Origin of the sequence: [Anoxybacillus] calidus (genome assembly GCF_013760845.1) — a bacterium.
Classification (GTDB): domain Bacteria; phylum Bacillota; class Bacilli; order Bacillales; family Anoxybacillaceae; genus Paranoxybacillus; species Paranoxybacillus calidus.
In genome coordinates this window covers 14,912-32,195 of record NZ_JACDUU010000012.1, presented here as the reverse complement: position 1 = coordinate 32,195, position 17,284 = coordinate 14,912, and the positions used below count along the sequence as shown (strand labels likewise).

Sequence of the window (17,284 nt, the reverse complement as noted above, 5' to 3'; positions counted from 1 at the left end):
GTTTACCATGTCTCAATATCTTGATTCTAACTTAAAGTTATTTGCTTTAAATTCCAATATGCAATTAGCTCAGGAAATTGCAAAAGTAATCGGTGTCGAGTTAGGAAAGTGCTCCGTTTCTCGCTTTAGCGATGGCGAAATTCAAATTAACATTGAAGAAAGCATCCGCGGTGGCGATGTGTTTGTTATTCAGTCAACGAGTGCACCGGTAAACGAGCATTTAATGGAACTATTAATTATGATTGATGCGTTAAAACGCGCTTCCGCAAAGACGATTAATATTGTTATGCCTTATTATGGATATGCCCGCCAGGATCGTAAAGCACGCTCTCGTGAACCGATTACTGCGAAATTAGTGGCAAACCTTTTAGAAACAGCTGGAGCTTCCCGCGTAATCATGCTTGATTTGCACGCTCCACAAATCCAAGGATTCTTCGATATTCCGATCGACCATTTAATGGGAGTGCCAATTTTAGCTGAATACTTTAAAAACAAGAATCTTGAGGATATTGTTATTGTGTCTCCGGACCATGGCGGTGTAACACGCGCGCGTAAAATGGCAGATCGTTTAAAAGCGCCAATTGCCATTATTGATAAACGCCGTCCGAAGCCGAACGTGGCAGAAGTAATGAACATCGTTGGTCAAGTAGAAGGAAAAACGGCAATCTTAATTGATGACATTATCGACACTGCAGGGACGATTACACTTGCGGCCAATGCGCTTATTGAAAATGGTGCAGTTGAAGTATATGCATGTTGTACGCATCCTGTCTTATCTGGACCAGCGATTGAACGCATTCAAAATTCAAAAATTAAAGAACTTGTTGTTACAAATACTATTGCATTACCTGAAGAGAAGAAGATCGATAAAATTGTTCAATTGTCTGTTGCTCCACTGATTGGTGAAGCAATTATTCGCGTTTACGAAGAACAATCCATCAGCGCATTATTTGATTAATTGAAAAAGATGTTTAGTCCTTTCTGTTTTAGGAGAAATTAATCCATAGATTCTAAAACAGGAAGGTGAACTTTGTGGCTTTATTACAAGCTCAAGAACGCACAGAAGAACAACATTCTACGATTCGTAAAATCCGTGAAGAAGGCAATATTCCGGCTGTTCTATACGGAAAAAATGTCAAAAGCAAAGCCATTTTTGTCAATGTTGCTGATTTTATGAAGACACTTCGCGAGAACGGACGGAATAGCCTTATTACACTGAAAGTAAATGGTGAAGAGTATTCTGTTATGCTTCGTGATATTCAAAAGGACTCGCTTCGCAATGAAATTATTCATGCTGATTTTCACGCTGTTGACATGAAAACAGAAGTAGAAGTAAACGTAGATGTTCATTTAGTCGGCGAAGCTTCAGGCGTGAAAGATGGCGGGGTTTTACAACAATCATTACATCAATTATCGATTCGGGCATTGCCAACTCATATACCATCGTCTATTGAAGTGGATATCTCCAATTTACAAGTTGGACAAACGATTACGGTAGCAGATATTCAAACCAATGGCGAATACGAGATTAATCATGAGCTAACAGAAGTGATTGCGTCTATTTTACCGCCGAAGCAAGAAGAAGAAATTCATAGCGGTGAACAGCAAGAACCTGGACAACCGGAAGCAATGGAAGGCCGCGAAACAACTCCAGAATAATTGATTAGACGTAGCCATTTTGTGGTTACGTCTTATTTGTAATACTTATTGTTGAAATTGAAAAATGTTATGTGGCGAGAAAACTTTGTTTATTGGGAAATTTCCCTTGTTCACTTTTCAACAAATACAAATGATGCAAAATAGATGAGAGGAGTTCTACCATTGAAGTTATTTGTTGGGTTAGGAAATCCTGGAAAAGAATATGAAAATACAAGGCATAACGTCGGTTTCATGGTTATTGATGAATTAGCAAGACAGTTAAATATTACGTTAGATAAAGCAAAATTTAATGGCATTTTTGGAATGGGAGTTATATCAGGAGAAAAAGTAATATTATGTAAACCTTTAACATATATGAATTTATCAGGGGAATGCGTACGCCCTCTTATTGACTACTATAATATCGATATAGAGGATTTAATTGTTATTTATGATGATCTAGACCTTCCTACTGGAAGAGTTCGTCTGCGCATGAAAGGAAGTGCGGGTGGGCATAACGGTATTAAGTCTTTAATTCAACATTTAGGCACACAAGAGTTTAAGCGAATTCGTGTCGGAATTGACCGCCCTAAAAATGGAATGAAAGTGACGGATTATGTATTAGGGCATTTTACTGAAGATGAAAAGCCGTTTATTAACGAAGCTATCTTAAAATCAGCGGAAGCTTGTAAGAAATGGATTTCTACTCCGTTTTTACAAGTAATGAATGAGTTCAATTAACCGTCATTTTTCGTGAATATTTCCCTTCTAAATGGTCAAAAATGTATGTGATAAGACCATTAGGAGGTTTTTCAATGGCGTTGCACTATTATTGTCGGCATTGTGGAATAAAAGTAGGGACGATTGATAGAATGTCAGTATATAGTGAACAGCTTGGCTTTCATCATTTAACGGATGAGGAACGGTTAGAGATGATTTCATATCTCCCAAATGGAGATATTCATGTAAAAACGATTTGCGAAGATTGCCAAGAAGCACTCGAACGAAATCCAGAATATCATCTGCATGAAAAATTCATACAATAGAACGCTTTGGTTATACCAAAGCATTTTTGTATTTAGTTTACAGAATGAGAGGAGGGGCATACGTGCTATCCTTACATCATTATTTTATTGAAAATCAGGATATACAATCAATTATAGATGGCGTGGAAGCAGGGTTGAAAGAACAGCTTGTTACCGGATTATCTGGTTCGGCACGTTCTGTTTTTCTTGCTTCTCTTTATAAGGAGACGGGAAAGTCGCTGTTAATTGTGACACACAACTTATTTCAAGCACAAAAAGTGTACGACGATCTTGTACAGCTTTTAGGGATGGAAGAGGTGTTCCTATATCCTGTTAACGAGCTTATCGCTGCGGAGTTAGCTATTGCCAGCCCAGAGCTAAAAGGACAGCGTCTCGAAGTAATGAATTATTGGAGCCAAAACAAAAAAGGAATTGTCGTCGCTCCAATTGCTGGATTACGAAGACTATTACCTCCAAAATCGTTATGGCAACAAAATCAGCTTTTATTTAAAGTGAAAGAGGACATTGATGTTGATGCATATATTAGTCAATTAGTAAAAATGGGATATGAACGTGTCTCCATGGTTTCTACTCCAGGCGAGTTCAGTGTTCGCGGCGGCATCATTGATATATATCCGCTGACTGCGGAACTTCCTTACCGGATTGAACTGTTCGATACAGAAATAGAATCAATTCGTACTTTTACAATCGATGATCAGCGCTCCCGTGAGGAAATAAACGAAGTGGTCATCGGTCCTGCAGATGAAATGCTTGTATATGGGGAACATTTAGAGAGAGGAATTCAACAAATCGAAAAAGGATTATCTGCAAGCATCAAAAAATTAAAGGACGACAAAGTAAAAGAGTTATTGCTTGAACATATTTCTTTTGAACTTGAAAAACTAAGAAATGGGCATCCAATTGAACAAAAATATAAATATTTAGCTCTATTCTATGAGAATCCTGCTAGTTTACTAGACTATATGCCAGAAAATGGACTTCTACTCCTTGATGAGATCAGCAGGGTACAGGAAATGGCAGAGAGCCTGGATAAAGAGGAAGCAGAATGGTACACAAGTTTGTTAGGTGAGGGAAAAATTATTCACGATATCCCTATTTCGCACAAATATCCAGACCTATTACAAAAAAATAAAAGACCAATTATTTACTTATCACTGTTTTTACGCCATGTCCCGCATACCCACCCGCAAAATATTGTAAATATATCATGCAAACAAATGCAAAACTTTCATGGACAGATGCATCTTTTAAAAGCTGAGTTAGAGCGGTGGAAAAAGGCGAAGTACGCGGTTGTGTTCTTAGCTCCGAACGCAGAAAGAGTAAAAAGGTTGCAAAGTGTTTTAGAAGACTATGAAATTGACGTCCTTCCGTTAGATGACCACGTTATGTTGATGCATGAGAAGTTTCAAATTATCCAAGGAGATTTAAATACAGGATTTGAACTTCCAATGCAAAAGTTAGCGGTCATTACAGAAGAGGAGTTATTTAAAAAACGTGCGAAAAAGCCGATTCGCCGGCAAAAATTATCAAATGCTGAACGCATAAAAAGTTATTCAGAGCTGCAAGTCGGTGACTATGTCGTCCATGTCAATCATGGAATTGGAAAATATTTAGGAATTGTAACATTAGAAATTAACGGAATTCATAAAGACTACATCCATATCCAGTACCAAGGAAGCGACACATTATATGTTCCTGTCGAACAAATTGACCAAGTTCAAAAATATGTAGGTTCTGAAGGAAAAGAACCGAAAATCTACAAACTTGGTGGTTCAGAATGGAAAAAAGTGAAGAAAAAGGTTGAATCTTCCGTTCAAGATATTGCGGAAGATTTAATCAAGCTTTATGCCGAGCGTGAGGCAAGCAAAGGCTATGCTTTCTCTCCGGATGGAGAAATGCAACGCGAATTTGAAGCGGCATTTCCTTATCAAGAAACGGAAGATCAGCTTCGCTCTATTAATGAAATTAAGAGGGACATGGAGAGCGAACGGCCAATGGACCGGCTTCTCTGCGGTGATGTTGGTTACGGCAAAACGGAAGTGGCGATTCGTGCCGCTTTTAAAGCAATTATGGATGGAAAACAAGTTGCTTTCCTTGTGCCGACAACCATTTTAGCTCAGCAACATTATCAAACGATTCGTGAGCGTTTTCAAGGTTACCCAATCAACATAGGATTATTAAGCAGATTTCGGACGCGAAAGCAGCAAGCCGAAACGATTAAAGGATTGAAGGATGGAACAATTGATATTGTCATTGGCACACACCGCTTACTTTCTAAGGACGTTTCTTTTAAAGATTTAGGATTATTAATTATCGATGAAGAGCAGCGTTTTGGTGTCACCCATAAAGAAAAAATTAAACAAATGAAAACAAATATCGATGTCCTTACATTAACGGCAACACCGATTCCGCGAACGTTGCATATGTCAATGATTGGGGTACGCGACTTATCGGTGATTGAAACACCTCCGGAAAACCGTTTCCCAGTTCAAACATATGTAATGGAATATAGTCCAGAGCTCGTACGCGAAGCGATTGAACGGGAATTAGCCCGCGGTGGACAAGTGTTTTTCCTTTATAACCGCGTTGAAGATATTGACCGTAAGGCGGAAGAAATCTCGATGCTTGTTCCGGATGCCCGTGTGACATATGCTCATGGAAAGATGTCAGAGAATGAGCTAGAATCAGTAATGCTTTCATTTTTAGAGGGACAATACGATGTGTTAGTGAGTACAACGATTATTGAAACAGGTGTCGATATACCGAATGTGAATACACTTATTGTATATGATGCTGACCGCATGGGCCTTTCACAATTGTACCAATTAAGAGGGCGTGTTGGTCGCTCTAATCGTGTTGCATATGCGTATTTTACGTATCGTAAAGATAAAGTATTAAATGAAGTGGCAGAAAAGCGTCTACAGGCCATTAAGGAATTTACAGAGCTTGGTTCCGGATTTAAAATCGCCATGCGCGATTTATCCATCCGCGGAGCAGGTAATTTATTAGGCGCTGAACAGCACGGATTTATTGATTCTGTTGGATTCGATTTATATTCACAAATGCTGAAAGAGGCGATAGAAAAGCGAAAAGGAATCAAGCAAGTTGAGGAAAAATTTGAAGTGGAAATTGACCTTGAAGTGGATGCCTATATTCCTGATGCCTACATTTCTGATGGAAGACTAAAAATTGACATGTATAAGCGTTTTAAAGCGATTGATACCATGGAAGATGTAGAAGAGCTTCAAGAAGAAATGATCGACCGCTTTGGAGAATATCCAGATGAAGTTGCTTATTTATTCCAAATTGCAGAAATAAAAGTATATGCCAAACAAAACCGTGTCGAGTCGATTAAGCAAAATAAACAACAAGTTGATATTTTATTTAATGAAGCTGCTTCAAAAGATGTCCAAATTCAACGTTTGGCAAAATTAGGTGATAAGTATGGACGTGTTTATGGTTTTGGCATGGAAGGAGAAAAATTGAAAATCGTTCTTTATATTAAAGGGCTTAAACTGCAGGAGTGGCTAATGATTTTATTGGAAACGCTAAAAGAACTAAGCAATGCAAAAAAAGATGAGAAATCGGTAACTGCCTAGAATTGCAACGTTTAAGTTTAAATCTAACTGTCCATGATGATGCTGGAGAAATTTCTCTTTAATTGAAAAAATCACTTTCATCATGCATAGAAGTTGTGTTGTGAAGGATACTAATCACAACAATGGTGAATTCTTCATTACAGAATTCAACCATTATTCTTCAATCATCAGATGAAAGTGAGGGGCATCTAAGATGAAAGCAACAGGTATTGTTCGGCGGATTGATGATTTAGGAAGGGTAGTTATTCCAAAAGAAATTCGCAGAACATTGCGTATTCGTGAAGGCGATCCACTTGAAATATTTGTAGACCGTGATGGAGAGGTCATTTTGAAAAAATATTCACCGATTAGTGAGTTAGGTGATTTTGCGAAAGAGTATGCAGAGGCATTATTTGACAGCTTAGGTCATCCGGTTTTAATCTGTGACCGCGATGTATTTATTGCGGTAGCAGGTGTATCGAAAAAAGAGTATTTGAATAAAAACGTTAGTTCATTAATTGAAAAAACAATGGAAGAGCGTAACTCTGTGCTTCAGACAGAGGAAAGTGATATTGAAATTGTTGATGGGAACACAGAAAGATTTAAATCGTACACAGTCGGCCCGATTGTTGCCAATGGCGACCCAATTGGTGCAGTTGTGATTTTGTCGAAGGACAAGGCGTTAGGTGAAGTAGAGCATAAAGCTGCTGAGACAGCTGCCGGATTTTTAGCAAGACAAATGGAGCAATAAAGAAAAACGGAGGCACCGTGATTAGCTCTCAAAGCCAAATGTTCTTCACTCGCAGAAGTGCCTAACACTTCGAGAGTGAAGGTTATTTGGCACAGAGAGCTAGGTGCCGGAGCTAGACATTCCGAAAAGCTGAAGCTAGACATCACTGAAAAGCGGAGGAAACAGATACTTTTGTAAAAAGGTAGCTTTGTGCTGCCTTTTTCTTTTGTCGAAAAATCTCAATAAAGGAGTTTATGATATAATGTGAACGTTAATTTATAGTGGAAGGTGAAAAAAATGGCTCTTGAATCAGAGTCACGAACAAAAGGAATATGGCGGGGAGCGCTTGCTCTTACTATTGCCGCTTTTGTAACGAAAATATTGAGTGCATTTTATCGCATTCCTTATCAAAACATTGCCGGTGATATCGGATTTTATATTTATCAGCAAGTCTATCCTTTTTACGGAATCGTTATTGCCCTTGCCACTTATGGTTACCCAGTTGTCATTTCAAAAATGATTGCTGAACGCGATGTCGAACAAGATGAAGAGGGAATTACATACATTTTAAAAATCTCTTTATATTTTCTGTTAATAATAGGTATGATTGGGTTTAGTATTTTGTATATTGGTGCAGACTGGATTGCCCGATTGATGGGGGACAAGGAATTAGCTTTGCTTATCCAAATTATTTCGTTTTCTTTTTTACTTTTTCCTTTTATTTCTATATTGAGAGGTTATTTTCAAGGCAAAAACAATATGGTGCCGACAGCTGTTTCTCAAATAGCTGAGCAGTTTGTTCGCGTAGTAACGATTTTGCTCTCAGTATATGTGCTACTAAAAAGCGGTCACACCATATACGAAGCGGGAGCCGGAGCTATCTTTGGTTCTCTGGCAGGCGGGTTTGCCGCATTGCTTTTCTTAACTGCTTATTGGTTTAAAAAAGGTACGAGATGGAAGAAAACAATTATAAAAAAGACGAAGGTAGATGCAAAAAAAATCATTTTTATGTTGTTTGTTCAAGGTTTTACCATTTGTATGGCAAACATGATGCTCATATTAATACAGTTTGTCGATGCGCTTTCCCTTTTTTCATTGTTAGTATCAGCAGGTATGGAAGAACAGATGGCAAAAGTATCGAAAGGAATATATGACCGGGGACAACCGCTTATTCAACTTGGAACGGTCATTGCCACTGCGTTTTCTTTAACACTTGTTCCGTTAATTTCTGGAGCAAGGAAGCGGGGAGACGAACTGTTTATTAAGGAGAAAATTCGACTTTCTTTTCGTGTTTGCATTGTCATTGGATTAGGTGCGGCAGCAGGACTTGCTTGCATTATTAAACCAACTAATATTATGTTATTTAAAGATGATTCTGGTTCCCTTGAATTAGCAATTTTAAGCGGATCCATTTTATTTACATCGCTGGCTTTAACCATAGTAGCCATTTTGCAAGGCTTAGAGCATCAATGGGCTCCTGTTTTCGCATTGTTAATCGGAGTACTTATGAAGTGGCTACTTAATATATGGCTTGTACCAATGTATCAAATCATTGGTGCAGCTATAGCAACAATGATTTCTTACATGACTGTTTTTGCTTTTTTATACTATACCTTAAGAAAGAATATAAAAAGTTCTTTAATAAGCAAAGAAATTATCTTTCGGATTGTAGTAGCATCGGTAGCGATGGTTGTTTTATTACAATTTTATTTATGGATAAGCAGTAAGTTCGCTTTTGGCTGGCAGGGAACCCGCTTATTTGCCTCTATGCAGGCGTTAGTCGGTGTTGCTGTTGGCGGCTGTTTTTACATCATAGCCGTTTTGAAAGGAAAAGTGTTTTCAAAACAAGAACTGTCCCTTCTCCCATTTGGAGAGAAGGCAATAAAGTTTTTATTTAAAAATGATAGGTGATGAATCATGAATACTATTTTTGTATTAGGTTTAGGTGCTGGTGATTTAGAACAATTACCACTTGGAATTTATCGCAAATTACAAAAAGCATCGCCGCTTTTTTTAAGAACGAAGGAACATCCTGCTGTATATGGATTAATAGAAGAAGGAATTCAGTTCCAAGCATTTGATGATGTATATGAAAAGCATGATTCTTTTGAAAAGGTTTATGAGGAAATTGTCGACATTTTATTGGAACAAGCAAAAGCATCGAATGTATTTTATGCTGTTCCTGGTCACCCTCTTGTTGCGGAACGGACGGTACAGTTGCTTTTAGAGGCAGAAAACAAAAATTTATGTAAAGTGGTGATAGAAGGCGGGCAAAGCTTTTTAGATGCTTTGTTTGCATCCTTAAAAATTGACCCGATTGAAGGGTTTCAATTCATTGATGCAACCCATTTTCGCGGCGATGAACTACAACTGACACAGCATGTGGTTTTTTGCCAAGTATATGACCAATTTATTGCTTCTGATGTAAAGCTTTCCTTGATGGAAGAGCTGCCTGATGAATATGAAGTATATGTGGTGACGGCTGCCGGAAGCAAAGATGAAAAAATTAAGAAAGTTCCTTTATATGAATTAGATCGGGTAACGGAACTGAATAATTTAACAAGCGTCTATGTGCCGCCGGTTAGAGATGAAACGTTGCTTTATCATCGCTTTGGAACATTGCGTCGCGTTATTGCGATATTGAGAGGACCAAACGGTTGTCCATGGGACCGCAAACAGACGCATGAATCATTAAAAAAATATTTAATCGAAGAGGCATATGAGCTGTTGGATGCCATTGACAGGCAAGATGATGATAACATAATTGAAGAATTAGGAGATGTGCTTTTGCAAGTCATGTTGCATGCACAAATTGGCGAAGATGAAGGAATATTTTCGATTAATGATGTTATTCATAGTATTACTGAAAAAATGATTCGCCGTCATCCTCACGTATTTGGCGATGTAGCTGTAGAAAATGCTGATGAAGTTGTTCGCAACTGGGAAAGTATTAAAGCGGAGGAAAAAAGGGAGAAAACGACCTTTTTGCTTGACGAGGTGGCGAAAAGTTTACCAGGTTTATTAAAAGCATATGAATTTCAAGCCAAAGCAGCGAAAGTTGGTTTTGATTGGCCGGATGTTCAACCGATGTGGGAGAAAGTAAACGAAGAAATAGCTGAATTTCAACAAGAGGCTGAGGAAGGTAAGCATCGTCAAAGATTGATTAGCGAGTTTGGCGATTTACTATTTGCACTTGTCAATATTGCAAGATTCTACAAAATCAATCCAGAAGAAGCCTTAGCCATGACAAATGAAAAATTTTATCGTCGTTTTACGTATATAGAGGAACAAGTGAAAGCAAACGGATGGGATATTACGACATTAACATTGGAACAATTAGATAAGTTTTGGGAAGAAGCGAAAGAAAAAGGTTTATAAGGGGGAAATGGAATGCGTCTAGATAAATTTTTAAAAGTCTCACGTTTAATTAAACGTCGCACTTTAGCAAAAGAAGTAGCTGATCAAGGGCGGATTACTATTAATGGTGTGACGGCAAAAGCAAGCTCAAATGTAAAGGTAGGAGACGAATTAACGATTCAGTTTGGACAAAAGTTAGTCACTGTAAAAATCACAAATCTACAGGAAACGGCTCGGAAAGAAGATGCAGCAACTCTTTATGAGGTGATTAAAGAAGAACGAATTGAAGCGGAGATATGATGTATAGCTTGTTCTAAAAATCTTCCCGCATTCATACATATGTTACAAACATGAGAGGGATAAGCCCTCTTAGTTTAAATGTGAATGCGGGGGAATGGTATGAATCAACATTATGAATTCGGTTCTAATAATAAGGGGCCTATTCAGGACCATGATTTAATTATGCGCGGAAGGCGTCTTCTTGACATTACTGGGGTCAAACAGGTAGAAAGTTTCGATAATGAGGAATTTCTATTAGAAACAGTAATGGGGTTTTTATCGATTCGCGGCCAAAACTTACAAATGAAAAATTTAGACGTGGATAAAGGAGTCGTCTCGATTAAAGGAAGAGTTTTTGAAATTATATATTTAGACGACCAACATCCGGAGAAAGCTAAAGGTTTCTTTAGCAAGTTGTTCAAATGAGTTTAACGACCCAGTTTCTAACCATGCTGACGATGATTGGCATGGGAAGTTATCTTGGAGCGGCTGTTGACACTTATAGTCGCTTTTTGCAGAGGCAGAAACGAGCACATTGGGTTGTTTTTATCAATGATATTCTTTTCTGGGTGATTCAAGGCCTAATTGTATTCTATGTGTTATTGTCTGTAAATGAAGGTGAACTTCGATTTTATATTTTTTTAGCACTGTTATGCGGTTATGCTGCTTATCAAAGTTTATTTCGTGCTGTTTACCTAAAGATGCTCGAATTCGTTATTCAGACATGTGTAACCATGTACCGCTTTGTTGTAAGGACATGCTATTATGTAATTGTCCGCCCTCTTCAATTTATGTTTCAACTTTTACTTGCTTTATTAATGACAAGCGGACGAATATTATTTATGATGGCCAACATGTTATATAAACTTGTTAAAATGATATTGCGGATTACTTTTCTCCCAATAAAATGGCTGTTCCGCTTATTATGGCGGTTTATTCCAACCCATTGGCGAATCAACGTAGAAAAGTTTTTTAAGAAATTTGCAGGAGTTATTGCCAAAGGAAAGAATATGAAAAATATCGTACAAAAATGGTGGGGTAAACTCCGAAAATAAGATGGAGGTAGAAAGATGAGTGTATTACATAAAAACAAAGTGACAAAAATTCAGTCATCCTATGTGCTAGAGCAGGAAAGAAAAGAAAAAAGAGCTATGCAGAGACGACGTATAGCTATTATTCGCTTTACATTGCTCAGCGGCATTCTTTTAGCCCTATCTTCTGTTCTTTTGTATACACTCATCTCTCAATCTGCCAATATTGAGGCGAAAATAGAAGAAAAACAGAAGCTAGAACACAAACTGGAAAAACTTGAGAAAAAAGAGCGACAATTAAAAGAAGAAATTAAAAAGCTTAACGATGATGAATATATTACTGAACTGGCTCGTAAAAATTATTTTCTTTCTAAAGAGGGAGAAATTATTTTTACCGTTCCTGAAGAATGAGTGGGCGTTCAGCTTATTGACACTTGTTTTTTTCATTATGTATAATGAAGAAAATTGATTTTGAGATTTTAAGGAGGAGCACTTTTTTTATGTCAATTGAAGTAGGCAGCAAGTTACAAGGCAAAGTAACGGGCATTACGAAATTTGGAGCGTTTGTGGAGCTGCCAGAAGGCTCAACAGGTTTAGTTCACATTAGCGAAGTAGCGGATAACTATGTGAAGGATATTAACGACCACCTCAAAGTAGGCGATGTAGTTGAGGTAAAGGTAATTAATGTTGAGAAAGATGGCAAAATCGGCTTATCGATTAAAAAAGCAAAAGAACAGACTTCAGTACAACGCTCGCGTAATAAAGCAAACGATCGTTCTTCTAAAGAAAGTTTCGAACAAAAAATTAGTCGCTTTTTAAAGGAAAGCGAAGATCGTTTAGCATCCCTTAAACGTCACACTGAATCAAAGCGAGGAGGTCGTGGTGCAAGACGCGGTTAACTTGCTGCTGAACAATATAGATGGCAGGTTAGGTAAAGAGCGTTTTTACTAGCATCCATTCTAATGGATGCTTTTTCATTGAGAGAAAATGAATAAAAAGTATTGACGAACTGTGAAAAATGTATTAATATAATAACTGTCGTTACGTGGCGGCGTAGCTCAGCTGGCTAGAGCGTACGGTTCATACCCGTGAGGTCGGGGGTTCGATTCCCTCCGCCGCTACCATGCATGATAAATGGCCCGTTGGTCAAGTGGTTAAGACACCGCCCTTTCACGGCGGTAACACGGGTTCGAATCCCGTACGGGTCATCGATATAAAAACACCGATTTCGTGAAGAAATCGGTGTTTTTTGTTTTTTTATCTCATGTTACGGTGAATTTCGTCGAAGGGTTTTTTTTATTCTCCTCTTGTTTTGACAAAATTTTGATAATTCTAACTATATAATTAGAATCAATAGAAAAGCGGAGGAGTGAATAACTATGGAAAGAGTGGCAAGAAATTTAATGAATCAATTTTCGGACATGCCTCTGGAACAAACTCAGGCAGTATTTTTTCGCTGGACTCGTCGTCTTAGATTAAGAATGGAGCATCTTTTTCTGCATAAGGGGTTTATTTTGCTTATTATTGGCTTTTTGCTGGGACGAGCCCTTATTTTATCAAAAATTACTCCATTTGCTTTACCTTTTTTTGCTGCGGTTTATATCATGCAACGCGATAAAACTGGTTTAGCGTTTATTGCTTTGACAGCAGGAGCTTTAACATTATCATTTGAAGCAACTTTGTTCATTTTCACAAGCATGTTCGGATTCTTCATTTTCAATCATATCACCAAAAAATTTGTAAATGATTCTATTAAGGCTATGCCTTTCGTTGTTTTTTTTACATCTTTTTCAATTAAATTAACGATTATTTATTTTCTCTCAAACAATTGGACGGTATATGAAATCGTTATGGCATTAGTTGAATCAGGGCTTGGCTTTATTTTAACTCTCATCTTTTTACAAAGCGTTCCGCTTTTGACAGTGCATAAGCGGAAACAATTACTAAAACCAGAGGAAATTATTTCAATCATTATTCTTCTTGCTTCCATGTTAACTGGTACAATTGGTTGGTCATTTTATGATTTATCTTTAGAACATGTTATGTCACGTTATCTTGTATTATTACTCGCTTTTGTAGCTGGAGCGACGATTGGTTCAACGGTAGGAGTAGTCACTGGTTTAGTTTTGAGCTTAGCTAATGTCGATAGCTTATATCAAATGAGTTTACTGGCCTTTGCGGGGCTGTTGGGAGGATTATTAAAAGACGGGAAAAAAATCGGTGTTTCATTTGGTTTAATCGTTGCTACGTTGTTAATTGGTCTATATGGTGAGGGTAAGGCAGAAGTTATACCAACAGTTATCGAATCGGTGCTTGCAGTTCTATTATTTATAGGTACACCAAAAACGCTAACAGAAAAAATTGCAAAGCATATTCCTGGTACTGTTGAGTATGTGAACGAGCAACAGCAATATGTAAGAAAACTTCGCGATGTAACTGCGCATCGTGTCGCTCAATTTTCCCGAGTGTTTCAAGCGTTAGCTAACAGTTTTTCGAATTATGGATTAACTTCGGAAGATGACTATCAAGAAAGAGAAATCGATTATTTTTTGGGGGATATAGCTGGGAAAACATGTCAAACATGCTTTAAAAAAGAGCAATGCTGGTCTCAGCACTTTGATACAACTTATGAATACATGAAACAAATTATGCTTGAAGCGGATACAAAAAAGTTTGATCCTAAATTGTTACGTGAGTGGGATAAACATTGTATAAAATCGAAAAAAGTTGTTGAGCTAATGGAAAAAGAAGTTAGTTATTATCAAGCGAACAAAAAGCTGCGTAAACAAGTCAATGAAAGCAGAAAACTTGTTGCTGAACAATTAATGGGTGTTTCACAAGTCATGGAAGATTTTGCAAAAGAAATTCAAAGGGAGCGTGAAAATCATTATTTACAGGAAGAGCAAATTCTCGACGCATTACAAGAGTTCGGTATGGAAATCGGGCATGTTGATATTTACAGTTTAGAAAAAGGAAATGTTGACATAGAAATGAGCATTCCGTATTGTGATGGACGTGGTGAGTGCGAAAAGCTAATTGCGCCGATGCTTTCTGATATTTTAGGAGAAACGATTGTTGTAAAAAAAGAAGAGTGTGCAGCGTATCCTAATGGATATTGCCATGTTGCATTTGGTTCTGCAAAAGCATTTGTTATCGAAACAGGAGTTGCCCATGCGGCAAAAGGTGGAGGGTTAATATCTGGTGACAGTTACTCAATGATTGAACTTGGTGCTGGCAAATATGCAATTGCGATTAGCGATGGAATGGGAAATGGAGAGAGAGCTCACAATGAGAGTAATGAAACATTGAGGCTTTTACAGCAAATACTGCAAACAGGTATTGAAGAGAAGGTTGCCATTAAATCAATCAACTCGATTCTTTCATTAAGAACGACAGATGAAATTTTTTCAACGTTAGACTTAGCGATGATTGATTTACAAGATGCGTCAACAAATTTTTTGAAAATCGGTTCGACCCCAAGTTTTGTAAAACGAGGTGACAAAGTCATTAAAATCGAAGCGAGCAATTTACCGATCGGAATTATTAAAGAAGTTGAGTTTGAAGTAGTAAGCGAACAATTAAAAGCAGGAGATTTGTTAATTATGATGAGTGATGGTGTCTTTGAAGGGCCGGCTCATGTAGAAAATTATGATGTTTGGATGAAACGAAAAATTAAGGAAATAAAAACAAATGATCCGCAAGAAGTCGCTGACCTTATTATGGAAGAAGTCATTCGAACGTGCTCTGGAAGAATTGAGGATGATATGACGATTGTTGTCGCAAAAATTAAGCACAATACACCAAAATGGGCGACCATCCCTGCATATACTTACATGAAAAAGGCGCAATAAAAGTATAAAATCCTTTCATTCCGTCGATGATGGTAATACACAAATGTAGGAGGGGAATGAAAGGTGCGCAAAGGAACGTTAAAGCAAATTCTTTTAATTACAGACGGTTGTTCCAATCATGGCGAAGACCCAGTAGCGATGGCAGCATTGGCAAGAGAGCAGGGAATTACGGTAAATGTGATCGGAGTACTTGACCAAGATACAATTGATGAAAGTGGTTTGCGCGAAATTGAGGGAATTGCTATGGCAGGTGGAGGTGTCAGTCAAGTTGTTTATGCAACTCAGTTGTCGCAAACGGTTCAAATGGTAACGAGAAAAGCGATGACCCAAACATTACAAGGCGTTGTAAACAGGGAGTTAAAGCAAATTTTAGGCTCTGATGTGACAATGGAAGATTTGCCGCCGGAAAAGCGCGGTGAAGTAATGGAAGTCGTTGATGAACTTGGGGAAACCGCTGAATTAGAAGTTTTAATATTAGTAGATACAAGCGGAAGTATGAAAACCAAATTGCCCACTGTAAAAGAAGCTTTATTTGATTTATCGCTTAGCCTAAATGCCCGTATTGGAGATAATCATTTTGCGGTTTTTGTATTTCCAGGAAAACGGAGAGATGTTGAGAAAGTACTAGATTGGACACCGAAGCTTGAAGCGTTATCAACTGTTTTCCCTAAGCTTACATCAGGGGGACTTACCCCTACAGGCCCAGCATTGCGTGAAGCGTTGACTTATTTCAAGAAAAAGCGTTCATTAAGGAGCCTGATATCTAGTGATGAACAATACTTTGAAGAATCATCTATGTAAACTCCCATCAGGGTATATCATTGTTGGAAAATGGCACAAACATTCTTATAAAATGATAAAGCCGTTAGGTAAAGGAGCGAATGGAGTCGTTTACTTAGCCGAAAGTTCAAAAGGGCTTGTAGCAGTGAAATTAAGTGATAATAGTACGGCAATTACTTCAGAAGTAAATGTATTAAAGCATTTTTCCAAGGTCCAGGGAGTTGCCCTTGGACCTTCTTTGCTAGATGTTGATGATTGGTTTGACCCTTATAGTAAAAAGGTAGTTTGTTTTTATGTCATGGAATATATAAAAGGTGAAGATTTCCTTTCATTTATTCAAAAACGGGGAAAAGAGTGGATTGTCATTCTTATTTTGCAACTGCTTTCGGATTTAGAAAAACTTCATCAAGAAGGATGGGTGTTTGGTGATTTAAAGCCCGAAAATTTATTGGTCGTTGGCCAAGCTCCGAAAATTCGTTTGCTTGATGTTGGGGGAACAACTTTGAAAGGAAGAGCTATTAAAGAATTCACTGAATTTTATGACCGCGGTTATTGGGGAATGGGTTCGCGCAAGGCAGAACCATCGTATGATTTATTTTCCGTCGCCATGATCATGATCAATGCGTGTTATCTGAAACGGTTTGAAAAAAAGGAAAACGGACGCGAACAATTAATAAAAATGATTGGCGCCGATGAAACACTGCGAAAGTATCGAAAAGTGCTCGTGCGTGCTATTGATGGTAAATATGAGCATGCAAGGGAAATGCATCAAGAGTTAATGGCTGCCGTGATTGATGAATCCTCTAGCACGAAAACAAAAAGCCGTTCAAACCAAAGTAGAAAAAGATCCGTTCAAAAGAGGTATCAAAAGAGAAAAAAACGCAGCGGGGTTTTAGAAACAGCTCTTATTGTTATGTTTCTTCTTTTTATGTATGTGATGTATTTATATGGTGAATTATTGTAATTATAAACATTCTCTTTTGAGAAATTTTTT

At 37.8% G+C, this 17,284-nt stretch carries 16 protein-coding genes and 2 tRNA genes; all 18 read left to right on the top strand.

Annotation, left to right across the window (positions count from 1 at the left end):
• The first annotated feature begins 7 nt into the window (after positions 1–7).
• The 18 genes from HNQ85_RS16465 to HNQ85_RS16380 all read left to right on the top strand — a co-directional run bounded on the left by HNQ85_RS16465 (position 8) and on the right by HNQ85_RS16380 (position 17,254).
• Positions 8–958: a ribose-phosphate diphosphokinase gene (locus tag HNQ85_RS16465; RefSeq protein WP_181538803.1), complete on the top strand. Its 951-nt coding sequence runs from the start codon at positions 8–10 to the stop codon at positions 956–958.
• Between the two features lie 74 nt (positions 959–1,032).
• A complete protein-coding gene (locus HNQ85_RS16460) occupies positions 1,033–1,659 on the top strand; it encodes a 50S ribosomal protein L25/general stress protein Ctc (RefSeq protein WP_181538802.1) in 627 nt (208 codons plus the stop codon).
• 162 nt (positions 1,660–1,821) lie between these two features.
• A complete protein-coding gene (gene pth, locus HNQ85_RS16455) occupies positions 1,822–2,379 on the top strand; it encodes an aminoacyl-tRNA hydrolase (protein WP_181538801.1) in 558 nt (185 codons plus the stop codon).
• A gap of 74 nt (positions 2,380–2,453) precedes the next feature.
• Entirely contained in the window at positions 2,454–2,684 is a 231-nt protein-coding gene (locus tag HNQ85_RS16450) for an anti-sigma-F factor Fin family protein (RefSeq protein ID WP_181538800.1), read from the top strand.
• Positions 2,685–2,746: 62 nt separating this feature from the next.
• The gene (gene mfd, locus HNQ85_RS16445; protein WP_181538799.1) at positions 2,747–6,283 is read left to right on the top strand and encodes a transcription-repair coupling factor; all 3,537 of its coding nucleotides are present in this window, start codon (positions 2,747–2,749) and stop codon (positions 6,281–6,283) included.
• A gap of 193 nt (positions 6,284–6,476) precedes the next feature.
• Positions 6,477–7,013: a stage V sporulation protein T gene (spoVT, locus tag HNQ85_RS16440; protein ID WP_181538798.1), complete on the top strand. Its 537-nt coding sequence runs from the start codon at positions 6,477–6,479 to the stop codon at positions 7,011–7,013.
• 276 nt (positions 7,014–7,289) lie between these two features.
• Complete coding sequence (locus HNQ85_RS16435) at positions 7,290–8,903, top strand: putative polysaccharide biosynthesis protein (RefSeq protein WP_181538797.1); 1,614 nt, start codon at positions 7,290–7,292, stop codon at positions 8,901–8,903.
• A gap of 6 nt (positions 8,904–8,909) precedes the next feature.
• Positions 8,910–10,370, top strand: coding sequence for a bifunctional methyltransferase/pyrophosphohydrolase YabN (gene yabN / locus HNQ85_RS16430; protein WP_181538796.1), 1,461 nt, complete (start codon positions 8,910–8,912; stop codon positions 10,368–10,370).
• A gap of 12 nt (positions 10,371–10,382) precedes the next feature.
• Positions 10,383–10,649 (top strand): RNA-binding S4 domain-containing protein, encoded by a 267-nt coding sequence (locus HNQ85_RS16425; RefSeq protein WP_181538795.1) that lies wholly within the window; start codon positions 10,383–10,385, stop codon positions 10,647–10,649.
• Positions 10,650–10,748: 99 nt separating this feature from the next.
• Positions 10,749–11,054, top strand: coding sequence for a sporulation protein YabP (yabP, locus tag HNQ85_RS16420; protein ID WP_181538794.1), 306 nt, complete (start codon positions 10,749–10,751; stop codon positions 11,052–11,054).
• The gene (gene yabQ, locus HNQ85_RS16415) at positions 11,051–11,683 is read left to right on the top strand and encodes a spore cortex biosynthesis protein YabQ (protein ID WP_181538793.1); all 633 of its coding nucleotides are present in this window, start codon (positions 11,051–11,053) and stop codon (positions 11,681–11,683) included. Before yabP ends, yabQ begins: the two co-directional genes overlap by 4 nt.
• Before the next feature lie 15 nt (positions 11,684–11,698).
• Positions 11,699–12,070 (top strand): FtsB family cell division protein, encoded by a 372-nt coding sequence (locus HNQ85_RS16410; protein WP_181538792.1) that lies wholly within the window; start codon positions 11,699–11,701, stop codon positions 12,068–12,070.
• A gap of 89 nt (positions 12,071–12,159) precedes the next feature.
• On the top strand, positions 12,160–12,558 hold the full coding sequence (locus tag HNQ85_RS16405) for a S1 domain-containing RNA-binding protein (protein ID WP_181538791.1): 399 nt from the start codon (positions 12,160–12,162) through the stop codon (positions 12,556–12,558).
• A gap of 148 nt (positions 12,559–12,706) precedes the next feature.
• Positions 12,707–12,783 (top strand) — tRNA-Met (locus tag HNQ85_RS16400).
• Positions 12,784–12,795: 12 nt separating this feature from the next.
• Positions 12,796–12,867, top strand: a tRNA-Glu gene (locus tag HNQ85_RS16395).
• 171 nt (positions 12,868–13,038) lie between these two features.
• Positions 13,039–15,510, top strand: coding sequence for a stage II sporulation protein E (gene spoIIE / locus HNQ85_RS16390; protein WP_181538790.1), 2,472 nt, complete (start codon positions 13,039–13,041; stop codon positions 15,508–15,510).
• Between the two features lie 63 nt (positions 15,511–15,573).
• A complete protein-coding gene (locus HNQ85_RS16385; RefSeq protein ID WP_181538789.1) occupies positions 15,574–16,311 on the top strand; it encodes a VWA domain-containing protein in 738 nt (245 codons plus the stop codon).
• Positions 16,277–17,254 (top strand): protein kinase domain-containing protein, encoded by a 978-nt coding sequence (locus tag HNQ85_RS16380; RefSeq protein ID WP_181538788.1) that lies wholly within the window; start codon positions 16,277–16,279, stop codon positions 17,252–17,254. Before HNQ85_RS16385 ends, HNQ85_RS16380 begins: the two co-directional genes overlap by 35 nt.
• Positions 17,255–17,284 lie beyond the last annotated feature (30 nt).